This is a genomic window from Nocardia asteroides (assembly GCF_900637185.1).
Taxonomy (GTDB): Bacteria; Actinomycetota; Actinomycetes; order Mycobacteriales; family Mycobacteriaceae; genus Nocardia; species Nocardia asteroides.
In genome coordinates this window covers 3,440,443-3,460,969 of sequence record NZ_LR134352.1, presented here as the reverse complement: position 1 = coordinate 3,460,969, position 20,527 = coordinate 3,440,443, and the positions used below count along the sequence as shown (strand labels likewise).

Sequence of the window (20,527 nt, the reverse complement as noted above, 5' to 3'; positions counted from 1 at the left end):
GTGGTTTACGTCAAGGCGTCCGAGCGTGAGGCGCAGATCGTCGCCGCCGCCGTCAAGGTCCTCGGCGAGATCGGCGTGCCCGCCACCACGCTGCGAGCAGTGGCCGCCGAGGCGGGAATTCCGCTGGGCACGTTGCACTATGTGTTCCCCACCAAGGACCAGTTGTTGCGTGCGGTGATCGCGGCCGTCATCGCCGACATCTCCGCGACGCTGCGGTCCCAGCTCGAGCTGGATCAGGGCATGGCGCACGCGTTGCGCCGTGGGGTCACCGGGTTCTGGGACCAGCTGGTCGAGCATCGGATCGGCCTGCAGATCATGCAGTACGAGCTCATGACGTACTCGCTGCGCAGCGACGCCGCGGGGCATCTGGCCCAGCTGCAGTACGAGCGCTACAGCTCGGTGGTCACCGAGTTCTGCGAGCGGGCCGCCCAGGCCGCGGGCGAACGGTGCGCCGTCGGCTTCGACACGCTGGGGCGCCTGGCGCTGGCGCAGATCGACGGGCTGATCCTGCAGTACGCGGCCCGGCCGGACGCCGAACGCGCGCGCCGCGACCTGGACCAGGCCCTGGACATGCTGATCCTGTTCGCCGATCCGCAGCAGGTCGCGCGCGGCACCGCGCGCCGGTCGGACGCTTCGGCCTGACCCGCCCCGGCCCGGGTATTGCGTCGTGGGTCACACTCGTTCTATCGTAACTCGTACGGCTGTCCGACTTAGTATGGCTTCCGTCGCACGCACGGAGGTCTCGGCAGGCCCGCGCACCCCCTTGGAGTGAGACGACATGACCCAGCAGAAATCCGACGGCCCCGAACTCCCCCGCACGGCGACCGTGGCGGTGATCGGCGCGGGCATGGCCGGCCTCGTCGCGGCCAGGGAGTTGCGCGGGCAGGGCATCGACGTGGTCGTCCTGGAGTCGGCGAGCAGGCCGGGCGGGCGGGTGCTGGCGGAGACGACCGCGCTCGGCTCGCGCGTCGACCTCGGCGGTCAGTGGATCGGGCACGGCCACCACCGATTCGCCGCGCTGGCCGCCGAACTCGGCCTCCCCGTCTTCGCGATGCGCACCCCCGCCAGGCCGACCGTCGTCGACGGTGCCGGTGAGCTGAGGAACCCGGTGCCCGCCGTCGCGACGCTGCTGGTCCTGGAGATCCTGTCGCGGCTCGGCGTGCCCGGGTCGTGGCGTTCCCGGAGCATGCGGGAGTGGCTGCGCCGGGTGCCGGGGCGTCGTACCCGGCGCCTGCTGGAGGTGATCCTGGCGGTGTCGTCCACCGCCGATCTCGACCGCTTCTCCGTGCCCGCACTCCTCGCGCTGGTGCGCTACCAGGGCGGGCTCCCCGGGATGCTGTCCACCGCGGGCGGCGCCCAGGACAGCCTGGTCGTCGACGGGGCGGGGACGCTGGCCGAGCGGATCGCCACCGACCTGGGCGACCGTGTCGTCTACGACAGCCGGGTCACCGCCGTCCACCGCGACGCCGCCGGTGTCACGATCCACACCGTGTCCGGCGAGTTCCGGGCCGACAAGGCCGTCGTGACGGTGCCGGCGCCGGTCGCCGCCACCGTCGCGCACCACCCGCCGCTACCGGCGGACCGAATCCGCTTGCAGGACAACACCTACATGGGCTCGGTCTACAAGGCGATCGCGGTCTACGAACGCCCGTTCTGGCGGGACCGCGGCCACGCGGAGATGCTCGTGCTGACCGAACCCGGCCTGGCGGTGTTCGACACCTCCCCGCCGCAAGGCCCCGGCCACCTCTGCGTGCTCGTCGCCGGCGCCGACGCCCGCACCCTGGACACGCTCGACGACGAGGCCCGGCGTACGACGATCCTCGGCCCCCTCGCCGAGCGTTTCGGCGCCGACATCCTCACCCCGGCAGGCTGGCACGACAAACTGTGGCACCGGGACGAGCACGTCGGAGGCGGGTACACCGCGCTGCCGATCCTCGGTCACGACGAGGGCTACTTCCCCCACCCCAGCGCACCCGTCGGCAATCTGCACTGGGCGGGCAGCGAGACCGCGAGCGAACACGCCGGGTACATCGAGGGCGCCATCGAGTCCGGTGAGCGGGTGGCCCGTGAGGTCGCCGCCGCCCTCGCGAACAGGGCCGACAGCCGGAGCTGAGCGCTCGGCACCAACGCCGGGACCCGATCCCGTACTCTGAACACAGCGGTATCCACAGTGGCTGCCGCCGTGTCAGGAGGACGAGGACGATGGCCAGAGTCGCATCGGCGACAGGGCGGTACGGCGGCCGGTCGGCGAGCGAACGGCAGGCCGAACGCCGGGCCCGGTTCCGCGAGGCCGGGCTGGAGGCCTTCGGCGCGGGCCCCGGATACCGGCAGACCCGGCTGGCCGACCTGTGCCAGGCCGCCGGCCTGTCGACGCGGCAGTTCTACCAGGAGTACGACACCCTCGAAGACCTGCTCGCCGAGCTGCACCTGCACCTCGACAGCATCGTCGAACAGCACGTCCTCGACGAGGTCGCCCGGGTCGACGACCTGCCGCTGGCCGGTCGCGCGGGCGCCATGGTGCGCGCGTACCTGTCCTACGTCACCCGGGATCCGCGCTGCGCCAGAATCGCGTTCGTCGAGATCGCTGGCGTCAGCGCGCGGATGGAGGAACAGCGCCGACAGAGCCGGGCCCGCTGGGTCGATCTGATGTGCGCGCTGTTCGACAGTTTCGCCGGTCGTGGCGAACTCGCGCGCCGCGACCACCGGCTGACCGCGGCCACCTTCGTCGGCGCGGTCGACGGCCTGATGCGGGACTGGACCGCGGGCTGGGTGGACGCCACCGTCGACCAGCTCACCGACGAACTGCTGCGCATGCTGCTGGGCGGCCTCGGCGCCACCGACGCCCGGGCGACCACGGAACCGGCCACGCCCACGGAGCCACCGGTCCGCCGCAGGCCCCGCGACCGCAGGGCGACGATCCTGCGCGCCGCCAGCGACGCCTTCGCCGAACACGGCTACCACCGCACGTCCATGGCCGACATCGCCACCGCCGTCGGCATCACCAGCGGCGCCCTGTACCGGCACTTCCGCACCAAGCAGGAACTGCTGGGATCCTGCCTGCGCGAAGGGCTCGACCTGATCCTGGAGCGGGTGGAGACCGCGTGCGCCGACGGCGCGCCCGCCGACGCCTCACTGCCCGCGCTGGTACGGGTCTCGCTCGAGACCCGGGGCCTGGCCCGGCTGTGGCAGCTCGAGTTCCGCAGCCTGACCCCGGTCGACCGGATGGGCGTGCTGGCCCGATCCGTGCGGCTGACCCACCGGATCGGCGCCGCCGTCCAGGCGCGCCGCCCCGGCATCACCGCCGCCGACCGTGACGCGCTCGGCTGGGTGGTGCTCTCGGTGGTGACCAGCCCGTCCAACCATCGCACCCGGCTGCCCGACGACGCCTTCGCGCGGGTGCTCGACGCCGCCGTGGACGCCGTGATCGACGCCGGAGTCTCGCGGGGTGCGGCGGTCATCGGCGCCACCGGGTCCGGCGACGGGCCCGCCGACCCGGATTCCGAGCTGCGGACCGAGCAGCTGATCGCCGCCGCCGCCCAGCTGTTCAGCGAACGCGGGTTCGCCGCGGTCAGCATCGAGGACATCGGCACGTCGGTCGGGGTGCGCGGGCCCGCACTCTACCACCACTTCGAGAGCAAGTCCGATCTGCTCGACGAGATCATCGACCGCAACAACCGGTGGATCCAGCAGTACACCGAGCGCGCGCTCGCCGAGGGCGGCGATCCCCGGGATTCGCTGCGCCTGCTGCTGCGGTACTACGTCCATTTCGCCATGGACAGAACCGATCTCGTTGGCACCGCGGTCAGCGAGGCGCGGAATCTGCCCGCCGCCGCCGCGGCCAGGTACCGGCGCATCCACCGCGAGGGCATCATCGGCTGGGCCCGGTTGCTGCAGTCGGTGCGGCCCGAGCTGAGCATGCCGACCGCGCGGGTGCTGATCCACGCCGTCACCACGGTGGTCAACGACGCGGTGCGCAATCCCCGGCTGACCCGGCGCCCCGATCTGGTCGGCGAGCTGTGCGCGCTCGGCGAGCGGATCGCCCTGGCCGAACTGCCCGGCAACCACCTTAACCACCGATGACTTAGAACCCGTTCCTCGGCGATCACCCCAGTGTTACGGCTGGATTATGTCCGTAACTCGGCTTATCAGCGAGTTACTTATGGTTGCGCGGCGCGAGTTTGTGCGCAATCATGGCTCCCGCGGCGCGTATCGCGCACGGTTCAGCACCCGCCCCGGTCGGGGCGGGTCCAGTCGAGAGGTGACGGTCCGGTGGGCCACTACAAGAGCAACGTTCGCGACCTGGAGTTCAACCTGTTCGAGGTCTACGGCCTCGATACCGTCCTCGCCGCAGGCGAGTTCGGCGATCTCGACGCCGAGACCGTGCGGACCATGCTGGGCGAGGCGGCCCGGCTCGCCGAGGGCCCGGTGGCCGAGCCCTTCGCCGAAACCGACCGCACCCCACCGGTATTCGATCCGGCCACGCACTCGGTCCAGCTGCCCGCGCCGTTCAAGAAGGCGGTCCGCGCCTGGCTCGACGCCGAGTGGCCGCGGCTGGGCAAGTCCGAGGAACTCGGTGGCGTGCCCGCGCCGTCGATGGTGAGCTGGGCGGTCAACGAGTTCGTGCTCGGCGCGCAGCCCGCCGCCTACATGTACTCCACCGGCGCCATGATCGCCGCGGTGCTCGCCGAGGTCGGCACCGAGGAGCAGCGGCAGTGGGCCGTGCAGATGGTGGAGCGCGACTGGGGCGCCACCATGGTCCTCACCGAGCCCGACGCCGGTTCCGATGTCGGCGCCGGCCGCACCAAGGCCGCCCGGCAGGAGGACGGCAGCTGGCACATCGAGGGCGTCAAGCGGTTCATCACCTCCGCCGACTCCGACGACCTGTTCGCCAACATCGTCCATCTGGTCCTGGCCCGCCCCGAAGGCGCCGGTCCGGGCACCAAGGGGTTGAGCCTGTTCGTCGTGCCGAAGTTCCACTTCGACCACGAGACCTTCGAACTCGGCGACCGCAACGGCGTCTTCGTCACCAATGTCGAGCACAAGATGGGGCTCAAGGCCTCGGCCACCTGTGAACTCACCTTCGGCGGCCACGGTGTGCCCGCCGTCGGCTACCTCGTCGGGGAGGTGCACAACGGCATCGCGCAGATGTTCAAGGTGATCGAGGAAGCCCGGATGATGGTGGGCACCAAGGCCATCGCGACGCTGTCCACCGGCTACCTCAACGCCCTCGACTACGCGAAGTCCCGGGTCCAGGGCGCGGACCTGACGCAGGCCTCGGACAAGACCGCCCCCAAGGTCTCCATCATCCACCACCCCGACGTGCGCCGGTCGCTGCTCATGCAGAAGGCCTACGCCGAGGGCCTGCGCGCGGTCTACCTCTACACCGCCGGGCATCAGGATCCCGCTGTCGCCCAGCATATTTCGGGCGCCGATGCCGCGCTGGCCGCGCGCGTCAACGACCTGCTGCTCCCGATCGTCAAGGGTGTCGGCTCCGAGCGCGCCTACCAGTACCTGACCGACTCGCTGCAGACCTTCGGCGGCTCCGGCTTCCTACAGGACTACCCGATCGAGCAGTACATCCGCGACGCGAAGATCGACTCGCTCTACGAGGGCACCACCGCCATCCAGGCCCAGGACTTCTTCTTCCGCAAGATCGCCCGCGATCGCGGGGTCGCGCTGGCCCACCTGCTGGGCCAGGTCAAGGCCACGGCCCGCTCCGATGCCGACGGTGGCCGGCTCAAGACCGAGAAGGTCCTGCTCGCCTGCGCGGTCGAGGACGTCGAGGAGATGGTGGCCACGCTCACCGGGCACCTGATCGGAGCGAGCGAACAGCCCACGCAGCTGTACCGCATCGGGCTCAACGCCGTGCGCTTCCTGCTCGCCGTCGGCGACCTGCTGGTGGCCTGGCGGCTGATCGTGGCCGCCGAAATCGCCCTGACCGCACTGGAATCCGGCCGGGACGAGGAGTTCTACCGGGGCAAGCTCGCCGTCGCGTCGTTCTTCGCGAACACGGCGCTGCCCCACGTGACCGCCGAACGCGCCGTGCTCATCGCGACCGACCTGGGCGCGATGGAGCTCGACGAAACCGGGTTCTGACCGAAGCGATGTCACCTGCCCGACGGCCGCGGCACACCGTGGACCTCCCCCCATCGGAACGGCGCCGCGCGCGGCGCGACCAGTTCATCGATATCGCCCAGGGCGTGTTCGCGGGCCGCGGCTACCACGGGGTCACGATGCAGATGGTGAGCGAATCCGCGGGAATCACCAAACCCATTCTGTATCAGTACTTCACGGGAAAGCTGGATCTGTATCTGGCGGTCGTGCAGCGATACCTCGACCAGCTCTCGACCGCGGTGCGGGAGGTCGTGGCCGCACCGCGGTCCGACTACGACACGGTGCGCGGCACGGTCACGGCGTTCTTCGACCTGGTCGAGCGCGACGCGGCGGGCACGCACATCCTGGTCTTCGAGTCGGCGGTGCCGAGCGAGCCGTCGGTGCGGTGGCGGGTGCAGACGGCCAAGGCCGACTGCACCGCCACGGTCGCCGCCGCGCTGCACCGCCGCGGCGAGATCCCTTGGCGCGCACACCTGCTCGCGTCATGGCTGGTGGGCGCGGGTATCGCCGCGGCGGGGCAATGGCACCGGACCGGTCGCCCGATCCCCAAGCACCAGGCCGTGGAGACCACCACCCAGCTCTGCTGGGCCGGACTCCAGAGCGCGGGCTCGGTGCCGGGCACCGCCGCACGGGCGGCGGTCGCCTGACCCGTCAGGCCACCGCGGTGCCCACGAGCCTCAGACCATTTCGGGCAGGCGCAGATGCGCGAAGCCCAGCCGGAACTCCGCGACCTCGAGAATGCGCACGCCCACGCGCCCGGTGGCCGCGGTCCGCAACCGGGTCGCCTGGTCGCGGCTGTGCTCGAGTTCCTCGAGGCTCGACCACACGGTGGACCCGACCGCGCGGCCGGACTCCCGGTCGACGAACAGGCTGGCGCTGCGGAACCCCTCGATCTTCTCGAACTCCGGCAGCAGACCGAACTTGAACGTGTCGATCATCTGCTCGATCTCCTCGGGACTGCCCTGCACCCAGGTGCACCGGGTGCACGCGCGGGCGCCGGCCAGATGATCGCGGTGCATGACCGCGACTTCCCACTCCTCCACCTTCTCCGTCGCCCCACCCAGCGACCGGGCCAGACCGTCGCGCAGCGGCTGCACCCGCTGCCTGCTCATCTGCATGCTCTCTTCGGTATCCCACGCGGTCGTGGCGATGCAGCGCCCCGTCGCCCTGTCGACCATCAGCGACATGCCGACCCATCCGTCGATCTCGGGCAAACTCGGCATCACCTCGTTGCGGAGGTACGCGATCCCGCCGTCGATCGACGACGACTGGGCCGCGATCGTGCTCGAACGTGCGTACACAGGCCACCTCCTGCTCCAGAAGGGTGGCGCCCCGGTGGCGCCACCGGACATACCCACTGTCCTCCTCGGCGCCCGCCCGCACAATGCGCTATCTCGCGGCAAATCGGGTATTGACAGCGCGGGAATTCGGAGCAGACTGGATACATACCGGAACACCGGAAGAAGGCCATACCGCCGAGAAAGACGTTTCTCGACCGTGATGACGTTGTTCCAGGATCTGGCTAAGCCCCCGGCAAGTCAGTCGGATACCGGAGTTGTCAGCGACGACTGGAACTCATGGATTCGATGCAGACTACCGGGGACTGTTCTGTTCAGGGCCTGATCGGCTGCCGGATCACCGCGCCGATGTCCACCTCTCCCCTCCCTCGCCGGACCGGCGGGGCTCCTGTTACCGCCGAGTAGACCTTCCGGCGCCGCCGCCTGCCGCGCACCGACATCATCGGGGGTGGCGCGCGGGGCGAGCAGCCGTCGCGCAGTCGATACGACAGGAGAAGAAGATATGGACTTCACCAATGCCTCCGCGGTGGTCACCGGTGGTGCCTCGGGTCTCGGCCTGGCCACCGTGCGGGAACTGCACGCGGCCGGCGCGAAGGTCGTCATCATCGACCTCGCCTCCTCCAACGGTGCCGCCATCGCCGAGGAGCTCGGTGACGGGGCGGCCTTCGCCCCCGCCGACGTCACCGACGAAGCGGCCGTCGCCGCGGCGCTCGATGTCGCGGAATCCCTTGCGCCGCTGCGCATCGCGGTGAACTGCGCCGGTATCGGCAACGCGATCAAGACGGTCGGCAAGAGCGGCGCGTTCCCGCTCGCGGCGTTCACCAAGGTGATCAACGTGAACCTGATCGGCACCTTCAACGTGATCCGCCTCGCCGCCGAGCGCATGGCCGCCACCGAGGTCGTCGGCGAGGAGCGCGGCGTCATCGTCAACACCGCTTCGGTCGCGGCCTACGACGGCCAGATCGGCCAGGCCGCCTACTCGGCGTCCAAGGGCGGCATCGTCGGCATGACCCTGCCGATCGCCCGCGACCTGTCCGGGCTCAAGATCCGCGTGAACACCATCGCGCCGGGCCTGTTCCGCACCCCGCTGTTCGAGACGCTGCCCGAGGAGGCGATCGACTCGCTCGGCGCGCAGGTGCCGCACCCCTCGCGGCTGGGTCATCCCACCGAGTTCGCGGCGCTGGCCCGCCACATCGTGGAGAACCCGATGCTCAACGGCGAGACCATCCGTCTCGACGGCGCCATCCGCATGGCGCCGCGCTGAGCGGTGCCCGAGCAGCGGCCCGCCGTCACGACCGTGGCGGCGGGCCGTCGTCGTTCATTTGGCGTCGCCGTAGCACTCGACCACGGCGGTGGTGAACGGGAACCGGACCGGGGTCGGCCCGAAGGCGATGCGACCCGCCTCGGCCGCCGCGCCGGCGATCATGTCGACGACGCGCGGCGCCTCCTCGGTGGGGCAGTGCACGATCACCTCGTCGTGTTGGAAGAAGACCAGCTCGGCGCGGAGCCCGGCCACGGTGATCGCCTGCCGGATCCCGGCCAGTAGCAGCAACGCCCAGTCGGCGGCGCTGCCCTGGACGACGAAGTTGCGGGTGAAGCGGCCGCGGGCGCGCGCCGCGGAGGTGCCGGTGAAGCCGGTGAGCGTCTCCTCCGGCGGGTCGGTGTGCCCCGGCGCCTGCACCGACAGCGGGGTGCAGGTGCGGCCCAGCCAGGTCCGCACCAGGCGGCCCTCCTCCCCCGCCCGCGCCGCGTCGTCGACGTAGGCGACCGCGGCCGGATAGCGCCGGCGCAGGGCCGCCATGTGGGTGAGGGCGTCACCGGAGGTCTGACCGTAGATGGCGCCCAGCAGGGCGAGTTTGGCCTGGTCACGATCGCCGCCGAGGCCACGCGCCGCCAGATCCGCGTACAGGTCCGCGCCGCGACCGGCCACCTCCATCAACGCCGGATCGCGCGACACCGCGGCCAGGATGCGCGGCTCCATCTGAGCGGCGTCGGCGACGACCAGCGACCAGCCGGGATCGGCGCGGATCGCCCGGCGGATGATCTTCGGGATCTGCAGCGCGCCGCCGCCATTGGTGGTCCAGCGGCCGGAAACCGTTCCGCCGGGGAGATATTCGGGCCGGAAACGGCCGCCGTGTACCCACTGCTCGAGCCAGGACCAGCCGTGCGCGGTGTGCACCCGATACAGCGACTTGTACGCCAGCAGCGGGGCGACGGCGGGATGGTCGATCCGTTGCAGCTCCCACTTCCGGGTGGACGACACCACGATGCCCGCGCGGGCGAACGCCCGGACGATGTCGTTGGGCAGGTCGGGCCGGACGCGCACGTCGCCGCCGAACGCGCGGTTCACCTCGTCGGCCAGTTCCGCCATCCGGCGCGGCTCCAGCCCGCCCGGAAAGCGTTCGCCCAGCATCGAATCCAGCAGTTCGCGGTGGATGTCGGCACGCCACGGGATACCGGCGCGCGACATCTCCGCGGCGACCAGCATGCCCGCCGATTCGGCGGCCAGCAGCAGGCGCATGCGGTCGGGGTGCTCGGCGCGCGCGGTCCGGGCGAGCTGCCCGGCGTACACCTCGAGCAGCGCGGTGAACTCGTCGGTCCCCGGCGGCAGCGGCACCGGGGCGGAGTCGAACAGCAACGGCTGCGTCTCGGCGGCGCGCACCGGCGCGTCCGGCGGCACCGGTAGGTGGTGCAGCCGGGCCCACGCGGCGGCGAGCGAGCGCGCCTGCCCCGCCTGCCCCTGTTCGTGCCCGATCAGCAGCGCCTCGGCCGCCTGCACGTCGTAGCAGCGGTCGACCCGCACCCCCGCCGCCAGCAGCGGCCGGTAGATCTCGGCGGTCGACCGCCAGACCCAGCGCTCGACCGCGGGCCGCGCGCGCACCGCCTCGATGAGCGACGGCTCGTCCACGATCGGCCCCGCGGGCCTGCCGTCCCGGTCGAGCGGACACAGCCGGGCGCCACCGTCGCCCGTCTCCGCCACCGCCCATCGCATCCCGTGAGCATGGCATCGAGGTCCGACAAAGCCGCGCAGCGACAGCGACGTCCGCCCGGCGCGCGGCCGGGCGGACGTCGGGACGGGCGGTCAGTGCAGGCGGCCGGCGAGCAGCTGCTTGGCCTGTTCGGCGCCCTTGCGGCTCTCACCCTGGGCGCGCCGGAAGAATTCGGCGAGTTCGGAATCACCGGCTCGCTCGGCGTCGTTGCAGTACACCTCCATGCGCAGCGCGTTGCTCAGCGCCGCTTCGGCGAACCAGATGAGGTCGTAGTCCTTGTCACGGGTGCCCGTGACCTGTCCGGTTTCCTGATCGAGGGCCACTGTCGTCTCCTTTCGGATCGTCACCGCGAACGCGGCCACAGGGTCGCCCTACCCGGGACCGCCGCCGTCAATCACCGGCGCCGCAGCAACCGGATGACCGCGCGGTCGACGAGCTGCCTGCGTTCCTCGTCGGAGCCTGCCCGCGCGGCCCGCGCCACCGCCCTGGCCACCGTCTCGCCGTCGGCGAACGCCTCGATCACGCGCGGGTCGATGTAGGAGCCGCGGGCGACAGCCGGGGTGTTGCCCAGGGCCGCGGCGACCTCGGCCGCCACCTCGCGTCCGGCGGCTGCCGCCGCGCGGCGTGAGCTCGGCGGGTCGCGCTGCGCGAACCCCTCGGCGGCCGGCACGGTGGCCTGCCAGGTGCGCAGGTCCTTGGCGCTGCACTCGCAGTCGGCGAGCTCCTGGAAGCGGGCGTTGATATCGGCGGCGTGCAGCTCCCGGTACTCGCCGCCCCTGCGGTAGACCAGCAGACGTCGCGAGGTCGCGTGGCTGCGCAGCAGGCCGCGGACCGCGGCCGCGAGCAGTTCGTCGCCGATCCGGACGCGTCGCCGGGCGCCGCCCTTGGCCCGGTAGTCGAACCACAGTTCCTCGCCCGTCACCCGCACGTGGGTGCGCAGCAGGGTCGCGACGCCGCGGGTGCCGGTGTAGGAGAACCCGCGACCACGCGCCCGGCGGCGGATTCCCGGCCCGGACACCACGCTGCGGCGCAGGCGCACTATTGCTCCTCGGGCACGGCGGTGCTCGGGTCGGCGATCAATCGATCGTGCAGTGCTTCCTGTTCGTGGACCTGCCGGTCCTCGAGGTCGAGAAAGTCCGCGCGGGCGCCGGTGGTCGCGCGGACGAGTTCGTCGAGTTTGATCAGCACCGCGTGATTGGCCCTATTGGTGGTGTGCTGCAGCAGGAACAGCATGACGACGCTGATCAGCCCGGCGCTGGTGTAGACGGTGGTCTGCCACCAGAGCGGGAAGCTCGTCACGACACCGATCACCACCGCGGCCATCGCCAGGACCAGTACGAGAATCCAGCTCCAGCGGGTGCCCGCCCAGTGCGTGGCGGCATCCGGGACGGCGGTGGCCAGGCGGTGGACTCGCATGCCGGCCCTCAGGCGTGATCGACCAGTGCGTCGTGGCCGGAATGACGGGCGCAGCTGGCGCAGCAGTACACGGTGCCCTCGGTCTCCACGCCGTGGCCGAGCACACGGCACCCACAGTGCGCGCAGCTGGGCGCCAGCGTCGTGGCGGCGCATTCGATGCTGTCGAAGGTCCAGCTCTGGCCGTCCCGGCTCACGGTGAAGGCGCGGGCATAGTCGTTGCCACAGGTATCGCAGACAGTCACGATCATCACCTCTCGTCGATGGATCCGACTTCGGTTACACCTCGCGGTTACCCGGCGGCTCCGGCCTGAATCGCGCACGGTGGGGAGATGTCGCGCTCGCGCAGCCGCGCCCGCTGTTCGGCGCACAGACCGGCCCGGCAGTTCGTCCTCCTCGGCGACCGTCCTACCGTGGGAACCGGTCACGGACCTGGGTGAGGCAGCGATGCCGGCGAACTGTCGGCACGTTTCCGCCGCACGGAACGGGGCATGTCCCCTGTGCAGCGGAAGGAGCCGACGATGACGACGGCAAGCGACCGGGCAGCAACCCGCCGCGAGGCCTGACATGGACGACGCGGCATGGGACCAGCGGGTACGCGGTGAGAACGAGACCCAGCGGCTGGACCGGAACTGGTCCGGACTGCTCCAGGAACTGCGCGTCGTGCAGACCGGCGTGCAACTGCTCACCGGGTTCCTGCTGACCCTGCCGTTCCAGGCGCGGTTCGAGATGCTCGGGCCCTCGATGCGGGTGGTGTATCTGGGGACCGTCGTCGCCTCCGTCGCGGCGACGGTCCTGCTGGTGGCACCGGTCGCCACCCACCGCCTGTTGTTCCGCAGGCACCAGCTGGCCGATCTCGTCACCGCGACCCACCATTACGCGCTGATCGGCATCATCCTGCTCGGCGTGGCGTTGACCGGGGTGACCGTGCTGATCTTCGACACGGTCTCCGGGTTGCCCTCCGCCATCGTCGCGGGCGCGCTGTTCGCGCTCCTGTTCAGCAGTGTGTGGGTGATCGGCCCGCTGCGCCGGCGCAGGCGCGAACCGAACCCGCCGCGCGAGCAATCCTGATCCTCCTGATCACGCCCGGGCCAGCAGGAGCAGGGCGGCGAGGGCGAAACCGGCGGCGAGCGGTGGCAACACGGCGCTGCTCCCGACGCTCATGGCGAGGCCGCCGCAGAGACCGCCCAGCGCGACCCCGAGGTAGGTGCCGGAGGTGTTGAGCGCCAGCGCCTGCGGGGCCAGCGGGCCGGACAGCAGGGCCAGTCTGGCCTGGATGGCGGGTGAGTTCCAGAAGGCGGCGCCGCCCCAGAACGCGAGCACCGGGAGCAGGGCAGCCGACGGGACCGGGCGCAGCACCCACATCAGCGACAGGTACGCCATCGAACCCGCGATGGCGCCGATTCCCGCGGACAGCGCGCGATCCGGGCCCCAGCGGTCGGTCGCGACGCCACCGGCCCACATGCCCAGCATGCCCGCCACACCGGCCAGCCCGAACGAGACCGCGCGGGCGTCCACTCCCGGCCCGGCGACCTCGGCGAGGTACGGCGCCAGGTAGGTGAGCATCATCATCGAACCGGTCATGAGCGAGGTGTTCGCCAGCAGGCCGCAGCTCACCGGACGCCGGGACAGGCTGCGCAGCTGGGCTTTCCAGTCCGGGACGGCGGTCTCGGCGGGCTCCCTTGGCAGGGCCGCCAGCAGCCCGGCGAGCGCGATCACCCCGCCCACCGCCATCGCGGCGAAGGTCGCGCGCCAGCCGAACACGCCACCGATCCAGGTGCCGACGGGCACGCCGACGGCGATCGACCCGGTGACGCCGAGCGCCACCACCGCCACCGACCGCCCGACGCGATCCGCGGGGGCGCGCCGCACCGCCGTCGCGAACAGCGACGGTGTCGCGACCGCGGCGGCGGCCGCGGCCACCACCCGCACCACCAGCAGCGCACCGAACGACGGCGTCAGCGCCGCACCGATATTGGCGGCCACGAACACGCACACGCCGGTCGCGAGCAGCGACCGGCGTGGCACGCGCGCGAACACCACACCCGCGACCGGCGCCACCAGCGCGACGGTCACGGCGAAGATCGTGACGAGCTGGCCCGCCGCGGCCTGACTCACCCCGAGATCACCGGCGATCTCGGGCAGGACACCGGCGATCACATAGTCGTCGGTATAGAAGACGAACGCGGCGACGAACAACGCCACCAACCACTTAGGCACAGGGAACTCCCACTGGTCACCGAGCTGAACGCGCGCGTCCCGGCAGCGGGGACGCGGCGCGACGGACAGACAGCGGTCGAACCGGGGCATCCGGGCGCACCACGAGAGACCGTGTCCGGTCGGCACGGTGTGGTTCGCACGGGGCAGCCACCGGCGGACCGGTGGCTAGAGTCTGTCCGCCTCGGTAGCAGTGGTCACGATTCCCAACCTAACCCACCGCGCAACCGGTTATCCGCCGAGATACCGGGCCAATGTCCGTGCGACGCAGACGGGTTTGCCGGACCGGTCGCACTCGACGGTGACATCGATCGCGACCTGCACACCCCCGGGCACCTCGTCGACCGAGGCCAGCCGCCCGGACCCGCGAACCCGCGACCCGGCCGGCACCGGCGCGGGGAAGCGCACCTTGTCCAGCCCGTAGTTGACCGCCGCGCGCACGCCGTCCACCCGCAGCAGATCGGTCAGGAACGCCGACAGCAGCGACAGCGTGAGATACCCGTGCGCGATGGGCGCGCCGAACGGGCCGTCCGCCGCGCGCACCGGATCGATGTGGATCCACTGCCGGTCCTCGGTGCAGTCGGCGAAGGTGTCGATCCGGTCCTGAGTGACCTCGACCCAGTCGCTGACACCCAGGTCGGCCCCGACCGCGGCTCGCAACTCGTCGAGGGAGGCGAAGGTCGTCATCGGATCCCGCCCCCGAGGGTGAGCCCGCCGTCCACGACCAAGGTCTGCCCGGTGATCCAGGCGGCGTCGCCGGAGGCGAGGAACGCCACCGCGGCCGCGACATCGGCGGGCTCGCCCAGCCGCGCGAGCGGGTATTCCGCGCGCACCTGCTGTTCCTTGCCTTCGAACAGGGCGGTCGCGAACCTGGTGCGCACCACCGCGGGCGCCACCGCGTTCACCCGGATCGCCGGACTGAGTTCCTGCGCCAGCTGCGTGGTCAGCCCGATCAGCGCCGACTTGCTCACGCCGTAGACGCCGATGTCGGCGGCGGGACGCAGGCCGGCGACCGAGGCGAGATTGACCACGGCCTTGGCCCGGTCCCCGGCCCGGTCACGGAAGGCCCGGGTCCAGCCGATCGCCCCGAATACGTTCACCTCCATGGTCTTTCGCGCGGCACCGAGATCGGTGTCGAGCACCGGGCCCGCCACCGGATTGATGCCGGTGTTGTTGACCAGCACGTCGACACCGCCGAAGGTCTGCGCCGCCTCGGCCAGTGTCGCCACCTGATGCTCGGGGTCGTCGGCCTTGCCCGCGACCGCGAGCGCGACCGTCGGCCCGCCGAGTTCGGCGACGGCGGCGTCGAGCGCTTCCTCGGTGCGGGCGGTGAGCACGACCCGCGCGCCTTCCTCGACCAGGCGCCGGGCGATCGCCAGACCGATCCCCCGGCTGGCTCCGGTGACGACGGCGACCTGTCCGTCGAACCGGCCCGTCATATCGAGATCCCGCCGTCGACGGGCAGCACGGTGCCGGTGATGTAGCCGGCTTCGGCCGAGGCGAGAAAGGCCACGGCGGAGGCCATTTCGCTGGGCTCGGCGAAGCGGCCCATCGGGATCTGGCCGGTGAGCTCGGCCTTCTTGTCGTCGGGGATGGAGGCGATCATCCGTGTCTCGGCATTGGGTGAGATGGCGTTCACGGTTACCCCGAAGCGGGCCAGTTCCTTGGCCGCGGTCTTGGTGAAGCCGATGATCCCGGCCTTGGCCATGGCGTAGTTCGACTGACCGGGGTTGCCGCGCAGACCGGTATAGGAGGTGACGTTGACGACCCGGCCGTAGCCGCGTTCGCGGAAGTACGGCACGCACGCGCGGGTGAACCGGAAGGTGCCGCCGGCGTGCACCGCCATGACCTGCTCGTAGTCGTCGTCGGTGAGCTTCCAGAGCAGCCGGTCCCGCAGGATGCCCGCGTTGTTGACCAGCACGTCGATCCGGCCGGTCTCGGCGTGCACCTGCTCGACCACGGCCCGCACCGACGCGCTGTCGGCCACATCGGCCACCGCGTACCGGCAGCCCACCTCGGCTGCCGCGTCGGCGACCACGGCCGCGTCGAAGTCGACGAGGTAGACCACCGCGCCCGCGGTGTGGAAGGCCCGGCCCAGTTCGAGGCCGATGCCGCGGCCGCCGCCGGTGACGATGACCGACTGCCCGGCGAAGTCGAAGCTCAGGTTCGACGTCGGTGTCTGCGTGCGCGTCATCAGCTCAGCCTCTCGAAGATGATCGCCATGCCCTGACCGCCGCCGATGCACATGGTCTCCAGCCCGAACTGCAGGTCGCGTTCAGCCAGCGAATGCAGCAGCGTGGTGGTGATGCGGGCGCCGGTGGCACCGAACGGGTGACCCAGCGCGATGCCGCCGCCGTTGACGTTCAGCTTGTCGAGATCGATGCCGAGGTCGCGGTAGGACGGGATGACCTGCGCCGCGAACGCCTCGTTGATCTCGGCCAGGTCGATGTCGCCGATCGACAAGCCGGCCTTGGCCAGCGCGCGTCGCGAGGCCGCCACCGGGCCCAAGCCCATGATCTCCGGCGACAGCCCGCTCACCGCGGTGGACACGACCCGCGCCAGCGGGATCAGGCCCAGCTCCCTGGCCTTGGTGTCGCTCATCACGACCAGGGCGGCGGCTCCGTCGTTGAGGGGACAGGCATTGCCCGCGGTGACGGTGCCGTCGGCGCGAAAGACCGTGCGCAGACCCGACAGTCCCTCGACGGTGGTGCCCGCGCGCGGTCCGTCGTCGGTGGTGACGACGGTGCCGTCGGGCAGGGTCACCGGGGTGATCTCGCGGGCGAAGAAGCCGTCGGCGATCGCCTTCTCGGCCAATTGCTGTGAGCGCGCCGCGAATTCGTCCTGTTCGGCGCGGCTGATGCCGCGGTGGGTGGCGACGTTCTCGGCGGTCTGTCCCATGGTGATGTAGACATCGGGCAGGGCGCCCTCGGCCCGGGGGTCGGTCCAGGTCTCGTTCGTCTCGGCCAGCCGCGCGGTCCGCGCCTGCGCGTCGGCGAACAGCGGGTTCTGGAACGCGAGGTCGCCCGCGCCGACGCCGTTCTGCCGCGGATAGCGCGAAACACACTCCACGCCACCGGAGATGAAGACCTCACCGTCGCCCGCCTTGATCGCGTTCACCGCCATGCGGGTGGTCTGCACACTCGACGCGCAGGCCCGGTTCACGGTGACGGCGGGCACGGCGTCCAGGCCCAGCTGGACCGCCACCCGGCGGGCGATGTTCTCGGCCTGCTCGCCGGTGTGCTCCCAGGCGCCCAGGTACAGGTCGTCCACCGTGTTCGGGTCCAGCCCCGGCACCTGCGCCAGCGCGGCGGCGATCACCTGTGCGGCGAGGTCGTCCGGCCGCAGGCTGATCAGCGAGCCCTTGCCCGCCCGCCCGATCGGCGACCGCGCGGTGGCGACGATTACTGCTTCGGTCATAGTGCTCTCCCTATCCACCTGGCTAAGCGTTCGCTTAGTATGTGGAGCGGGTGTGAGAAAGTCAATGGGTGACCACCGGCGCCGGGCCGGTCCGGACCGAAGGACGCGACGCATGCCAGCACAGACATCGACGGGACCGGCCGGATCCACGGCGAGCGAGCGACCAATCGTGGAGGCCGAACTGCGGCTGCTCGACGCGGCCCGCGACGCGTTCGCGAAGAAGGGCTATCACGGCACCAGCACGCGCGAGATCGCCGCGGGCGCGGGGATGAGCCCGGCCGCGATGTACATCCACTTCCGTAGCAAGCAGGAGGTACTGGCCCGGCTCAGCACGTCCGGGCACGCGGCGGCGCTGGCCGCTCTGCGCGCCGGCGCCGACGTGCCGGGAAACGCCACGAAACGCCTGCGTGCGGCCGTGTACGCGTTCGCCTACTGGCACGCCGAGCACACCACGGCGGGCCGCGTGGTGCAGTACGAACTCGGCGCGCTCGACCCGGACCATCACGCCACGGTGGTACGGCTGCGCCGCGACATCGTCGACACGCTGCGGGCGATCGTGGCCGAGGGTGTCCGGACCGGCGAGTTCGGCGTGCCCGATATCGACACGGTGACCCTCGCGGTGTTGTCGCTGTGCATCGACACGCTGCGCTGGTATCCGTCGCGCGAGCTGCACAGCCCTGAGGCGGTAGGAGCCGCCTACGCCGAACTCGCCGCGCGCATGGTCGGCGCCGTCGAGCGATAGCCGTCGGCGGTTCTAAGCGGTCGCTTAGAACCGCGGGGGCCGCTAGGGCAGGATCGCGTCGACGTAGCCGCCGTCGACCCGCAGCGCCCCGCCCGTGGTCGCCGAGGCCAGGGGCGAACTCAGGTAGACCACCATGTTGGCGATCTCGGCCGGCTCGATCAGCCGCTGGATCAGCGACTGCGGCCGGTGCTCGCGCATGAACTCGCGCTGGGCCTGCTCCCACGGCAGCGAGCGGTCCACGAGCTGATAGACGAAGTCCTCCACGCCCGCCGTGTGGGTAGGGCCCGCGATGACCGAATTGACCGTGACACCGGTCCCCGCGGCATCTTTGGCGAAGCCGCGGGTCACCGCGAGCAGCGCGGTCTTGGACGCGCCGTAGTGGATCATCTCCTGCGGCGTGACCACGGCCGAGTCGCTGGCGATCTGGACGGCGCGTCCCCAGCCCCGCTCGATCATGCCGGGCAGATAGGACCGGATGAGCCGGACCGCCGCGAGCACATTGACCTCGAAGAAGTCGCGCCACTGCGCGTCGGTGATCTCCCGCGCGGGCACCGCCTCGAAGATGCCCAGATTGTTGACGAGGATGTCGACGGTGGGCAGCGCGGCGAGCAGGGCCGCGGCGCCGTCCGCGGTGGCGACATCGGCCGTGACGCCGACGACATCGCCGCCCGCGCCACGCAATTCGGCCACTGCGGCGTCGACGCGCCCGGCCGTGCGGCCGTTGATCGCGACTCTGGCGCCGCTGCGCGCCAAACCCTCGGCGATGGCCAGCCCGATCCCCTGCGTCGAGCCGGTGACCAGGGCCGTCTTACCCGTCAGATCGATCTGCACGCGCATCACTCCTCCACCGCGGTCCGGCGGCCGAGACGACGGCCACCGGCACTCCGACACGAAAGAACGCCCGCCCCAGCCTACCGGCGGTTCACGGGTGTTCCGGTGTGGCGGACGCGGCCGCGGGATAGTCACCGGCGTCGGTGGTGAAGTCGGGCGTGCCGTATTCGGCGAGGCGGCGCGCGAGGACCCGGTCGGTGTAGCGCTCGACCGCGGCCCGCAGCCGGGGTCTGCGGCCCGCGAGGACCACCACGAGGAACCGGCCGAGGACGAACGGCGCGGTGAGCGCGACCCGGACACCGTCACCGACGCCGAAATCGACGCTCATCGCGGCCGCCGCCGCGCGGTCGCCACCGCAGAAACCGAGGAAGAACGCCCGGCTCCAGCTGCGCTCCACCGCGTCGGCGGCCCGGTCGTAGCGGGTACGGCCGGGGCGCAGGTAGGCGGCCATCGTGGAGCGGACGAGCGCACCGCAGGTGGCGTCGTCGAAGTCGCGGCGCAGCAGGGCGGCGCGCCCGTGGAACACCTCGAGGATCCCGGGCACCGTCGTGGGCAGCAGTTCCTCGGGGAGGCCGAGCAGAAAGCACCGGTACCGGCTGAATTCGAGGATCGCCCGCTCGCGCGGGGTGAAGACGATGCGGCCGCGGCGGTGCGCGAAGGTGGCCAGCAGGTACATGTTGATCAGCCCGGCGGGCATCTGGTCGACCTGGGGCACCGGGATGCCGTAGATCGCCGGATCCCACTGTCCGGACCGGGCCAGCGCGTTGCAGCGCACCATCGAGTGCATCAGCCGCACCATGGCGGCCGACTCGAAGCCGGGTCCGTGCCGCTCCAGCGCGCCCCGCACGGTGGTGACGGCGAAGAAGCTCGCCGTCTCGTGCACGCGGCGCGCCGCGCGACGGCCGGAGAGGGCCCCGGTGAGCGTCATCGGCAGCGCCGCATAGGTGTTGAGGAAAGTCGCGAGGAAGGCGCCGCGGATCAGGAACGGCGACAGGAACGCCGCGGCGGCCCTGGACTGGCGCGCGCCCTCTTCGACCAGCGCCATGTCGACCCAGTCCGGGGTGGCCTCCATGGCGGCGAGGAAGGCCCGCAGTTCGGCGGGGGCCGCGGGCACGGCGTCGACGCCGCTCCGGCAGGCCTGCCGGAGCATGCCGACCAGACCGCGGACACCATAGGTCCCCGCCAGCGCCGCGTAGGGGTCGGCGACGGCGTCGCCGAGCATGGTCGCCGTGCGCATCAGCTCGACGACCCGCTCGTCGCGCAGCAGGGGCGCGCGGTCGGCGACCCAGCCGGGCAGCGAGGATTCGACCGCGGGGTCGGCGGTGAAGCGGTGAGGCGTCGCGTCGAAGTCGACCGCGCCGTAGAGACCGGGCTGCAACTCGCGCTGACTGCGCACCCGCCGGGCCAGTTCCGGATAGTGGAGCGTCATGAGATTCCTTAACTTTCACCTTGTCAGTTAGACACTGACAGGTTGTAAGTTACCCTGTCAAGGGTGACGACGACGC

The 20,527-nt window shown here is 71.3% G+C and carries 21 protein-coding genes; 8 read left to right on the top strand and 13 right to left on the bottom strand.

The genetic code is table 11. From position 1 onward, the window contains the following. From EL493_RS16220 to EL493_RS16200, 5 genes are all read left to right on the top strand, one after another. Window positions 1-642 (top strand): TetR/AcrR family transcriptional regulator, encoded by a 642-nt coding sequence (locus EL493_RS16220; RefSeq protein ID WP_019050433.1) that lies wholly within the window; start codon window positions 1-3, stop codon window positions 640-642. Between the two features lie 136 nt (window positions 643-778). After that, the gene (locus tag EL493_RS16215) at window positions 779-2,113 is read left to right on the top strand and encodes a flavin monoamine oxidase family protein (RefSeq protein WP_019050432.1); all 1,335 of its coding nucleotides are present in this window, start codon (window positions 779-781) and stop codon (window positions 2,111-2,113) included. An 89-nt stretch (window positions 2,114-2,202) separates the two neighbouring features. Further along, the gene (locus tag EL493_RS16210) at window positions 2,203-4,080 is read left to right on the top strand and encodes a TetR/AcrR family transcriptional regulator (RefSeq protein ID WP_019050431.1); all 1,878 of its coding nucleotides are present in this window, start codon (window positions 2,203-2,205) and stop codon (window positions 4,078-4,080) included. Between the two features lie 189 nt (window positions 4,081-4,269). Beyond that, the gene (locus tag EL493_RS16205; RefSeq protein WP_019050430.1) at window positions 4,270-6,096 is read left to right on the top strand and encodes an acyl-CoA dehydrogenase; all 1,827 of its coding nucleotides are present in this window, start codon (window positions 4,270-4,272) and stop codon (window positions 6,094-6,096) included. A 38-nt stretch (window positions 6,097-6,134) separates the two neighbouring features. Further along, window positions 6,135-6,761 carry a TetR/AcrR family transcriptional regulator gene (locus EL493_RS16200; RefSeq protein ID WP_019050429.1) on the top strand — a complete coding sequence of 209 codons (627 nt, stop codon included), beginning with the start codon at window positions 6,135-6,137 and terminating at the stop codon, window positions 6,759-6,761. Between the two features lie 30 nt (window positions 6,762-6,791). On the opposite strand, the gene EL493_RS16195 is transcribed toward EL493_RS16200, so the two are convergent. Next, the gene (locus tag EL493_RS16195) at window positions 6,792-7,415 is read right to left on the bottom strand and encodes a hypothetical protein (RefSeq protein WP_019050428.1); all 624 of its coding nucleotides are present in this window, start codon (window positions 7,413-7,415) and stop codon (window positions 6,792-6,794) included. Between the two features lie 499 nt (window positions 7,416-7,914). Here EL493_RS16195 and EL493_RS16190 point away from each other — a divergent pair, with 499 nt between their 5' ends. Then, window positions 7,915-8,676, top strand: coding sequence for a 3-hydroxyacyl-CoA dehydrogenase (locus EL493_RS16190; RefSeq protein ID WP_019050427.1), 762 nt, complete (start codon window positions 7,915-7,917; stop codon window positions 8,674-8,676). A gap of 54 nt (window positions 8,677-8,730) precedes the next feature. Here the strand turns inward: EL493_RS16190 and EL493_RS16185 are convergent, their stop codons facing one another. From EL493_RS16185 to EL493_RS16165, 5 genes are all read right to left on the bottom strand, one after another. After that, the gene (locus EL493_RS16185; protein WP_019050426.1) at window positions 8,731-10,404 is read right to left on the bottom strand and encodes a bifunctional 3'-5' exonuclease/DNA polymerase; all 1,674 of its coding nucleotides are present in this window, start codon (window positions 10,402-10,404) and stop codon (window positions 8,731-8,733) included. Between the two features lie 90 nt (window positions 10,405-10,494). Then, the gene (locus EL493_RS16180) at window positions 10,495-10,725 is read right to left on the bottom strand and encodes a hypothetical protein (RefSeq protein ID WP_022565718.1); all 231 of its coding nucleotides are present in this window, start codon (window positions 10,723-10,725) and stop codon (window positions 10,495-10,497) included. 71 nt (window positions 10,726-10,796) lie between these two features. Continuing rightward, window positions 10,797-11,441, bottom strand: a complete 645-nt coding sequence (locus EL493_RS16175; RefSeq protein WP_019050424.1) for a site-specific integrase — start codon at window positions 11,439-11,441, stop codon at window positions 10,797-10,799. Continuing rightward, window positions 11,441-11,818, bottom strand: coding sequence for a low affinity iron permease family protein (locus EL493_RS16170; protein WP_019050423.1), 378 nt, complete (start codon window positions 11,816-11,818; stop codon window positions 11,441-11,443). The genes EL493_RS16175 and EL493_RS16170 overlap by 1 nt, the downstream gene beginning before the upstream one ends. An 8-nt stretch (window positions 11,819-11,826) precedes the next feature. Further along, entirely contained in the window at window positions 11,827-12,066 is a 240-nt protein-coding gene (locus tag EL493_RS16165; protein ID WP_019050422.1) for a hypothetical protein, read from the bottom strand. A gap of 316 nt (window positions 12,067-12,382) precedes the next feature. Between EL493_RS16165 and EL493_RS16160 the strand changes: the two genes are divergently transcribed. After that, a complete protein-coding gene (locus EL493_RS16160; protein WP_019050421.1) occupies window positions 12,383-12,886 on the top strand; it encodes a DUF6328 family protein in 504 nt (167 codons plus the stop codon). A gap of 9 nt (window positions 12,887-12,895) precedes the next feature. Here EL493_RS16160 and EL493_RS16155 read toward each other — a convergent pair whose 3' ends face one another. The 5 genes from EL493_RS16155 to EL493_RS16135 all read right to left on the bottom strand — a co-directional run bounded on the left by EL493_RS16155 (window position 12,896) and on the right by EL493_RS16135 (window position 17,449). After that, window positions 12,896-14,035: an MFS transporter gene (locus tag EL493_RS16155; RefSeq protein WP_030203110.1), complete on the bottom strand. Its 1,140-nt coding sequence runs from the start codon at window positions 14,033-14,035 to the stop codon at window positions 12,896-12,898. A 228-nt stretch (window positions 14,036-14,263) separates the two neighbouring features. Further along, complete coding sequence (locus tag EL493_RS16150) at window positions 14,264-14,719, bottom strand: MaoC family dehydratase (protein ID WP_019050419.1); 456 nt, start codon at window positions 14,717-14,719, stop codon at window positions 14,264-14,266. Then, window positions 14,716-15,471 (bottom strand): SDR family oxidoreductase, encoded by a 756-nt coding sequence (locus EL493_RS16145; protein ID WP_019050418.1) that lies wholly within the window; start codon window positions 15,469-15,471, stop codon window positions 14,716-14,718. Before EL493_RS16145 ends, EL493_RS16150 begins: the two co-directional genes overlap by 4 nt. After that, on the bottom strand, window positions 15,468-16,226 hold the full coding sequence (locus EL493_RS16140) for an SDR family oxidoreductase (RefSeq protein WP_019050417.1): 759 nt from the start codon (window positions 16,224-16,226) through the stop codon (window positions 15,468-15,470). Before EL493_RS16140 ends, EL493_RS16145 begins: the two co-directional genes overlap by 4 nt. Beyond that, window positions 16,226-17,449: an acetyl-CoA C-acetyltransferase gene (locus tag EL493_RS16135; protein WP_019050416.1), complete on the bottom strand. Its 1,224-nt coding sequence runs from the start codon at window positions 17,447-17,449 to the stop codon at window positions 16,226-16,228. The genes EL493_RS16140 and EL493_RS16135 overlap by 1 nt, the downstream gene beginning before the upstream one ends. Window positions 17,450-17,561: 112 nt before the next feature. On the opposite strand from EL493_RS16135, the gene EL493_RS16130 reads away from it, so the two are divergent. Beyond that, window positions 17,562-18,191, top strand: coding sequence for a TetR/AcrR family transcriptional regulator (locus EL493_RS16130; protein WP_030203113.1), 630 nt, complete (start codon window positions 17,562-17,564; stop codon window positions 18,189-18,191). A 42-nt stretch (window positions 18,192-18,233) separates the two neighbouring features. Here the strand turns inward: EL493_RS16130 and EL493_RS16125 are convergent, their stop codons facing one another. Then, complete coding sequence (locus EL493_RS16125; protein ID WP_030203116.1) at window positions 18,234-19,022, bottom strand: SDR family NAD(P)-dependent oxidoreductase; 789 nt, start codon at window positions 19,020-19,022, stop codon at window positions 18,234-18,236. Window positions 19,023-19,113: 91 nt separating this feature from the next. Continuing rightward, window positions 19,114-20,451, bottom strand: a complete 1,338-nt coding sequence (locus tag EL493_RS16120) for an oxygenase MpaB family protein (protein WP_019050413.1) — start codon at window positions 20,449-20,451, stop codon at window positions 19,114-19,116. Window positions 20,452-20,527 lie beyond the last annotated feature (76 nt).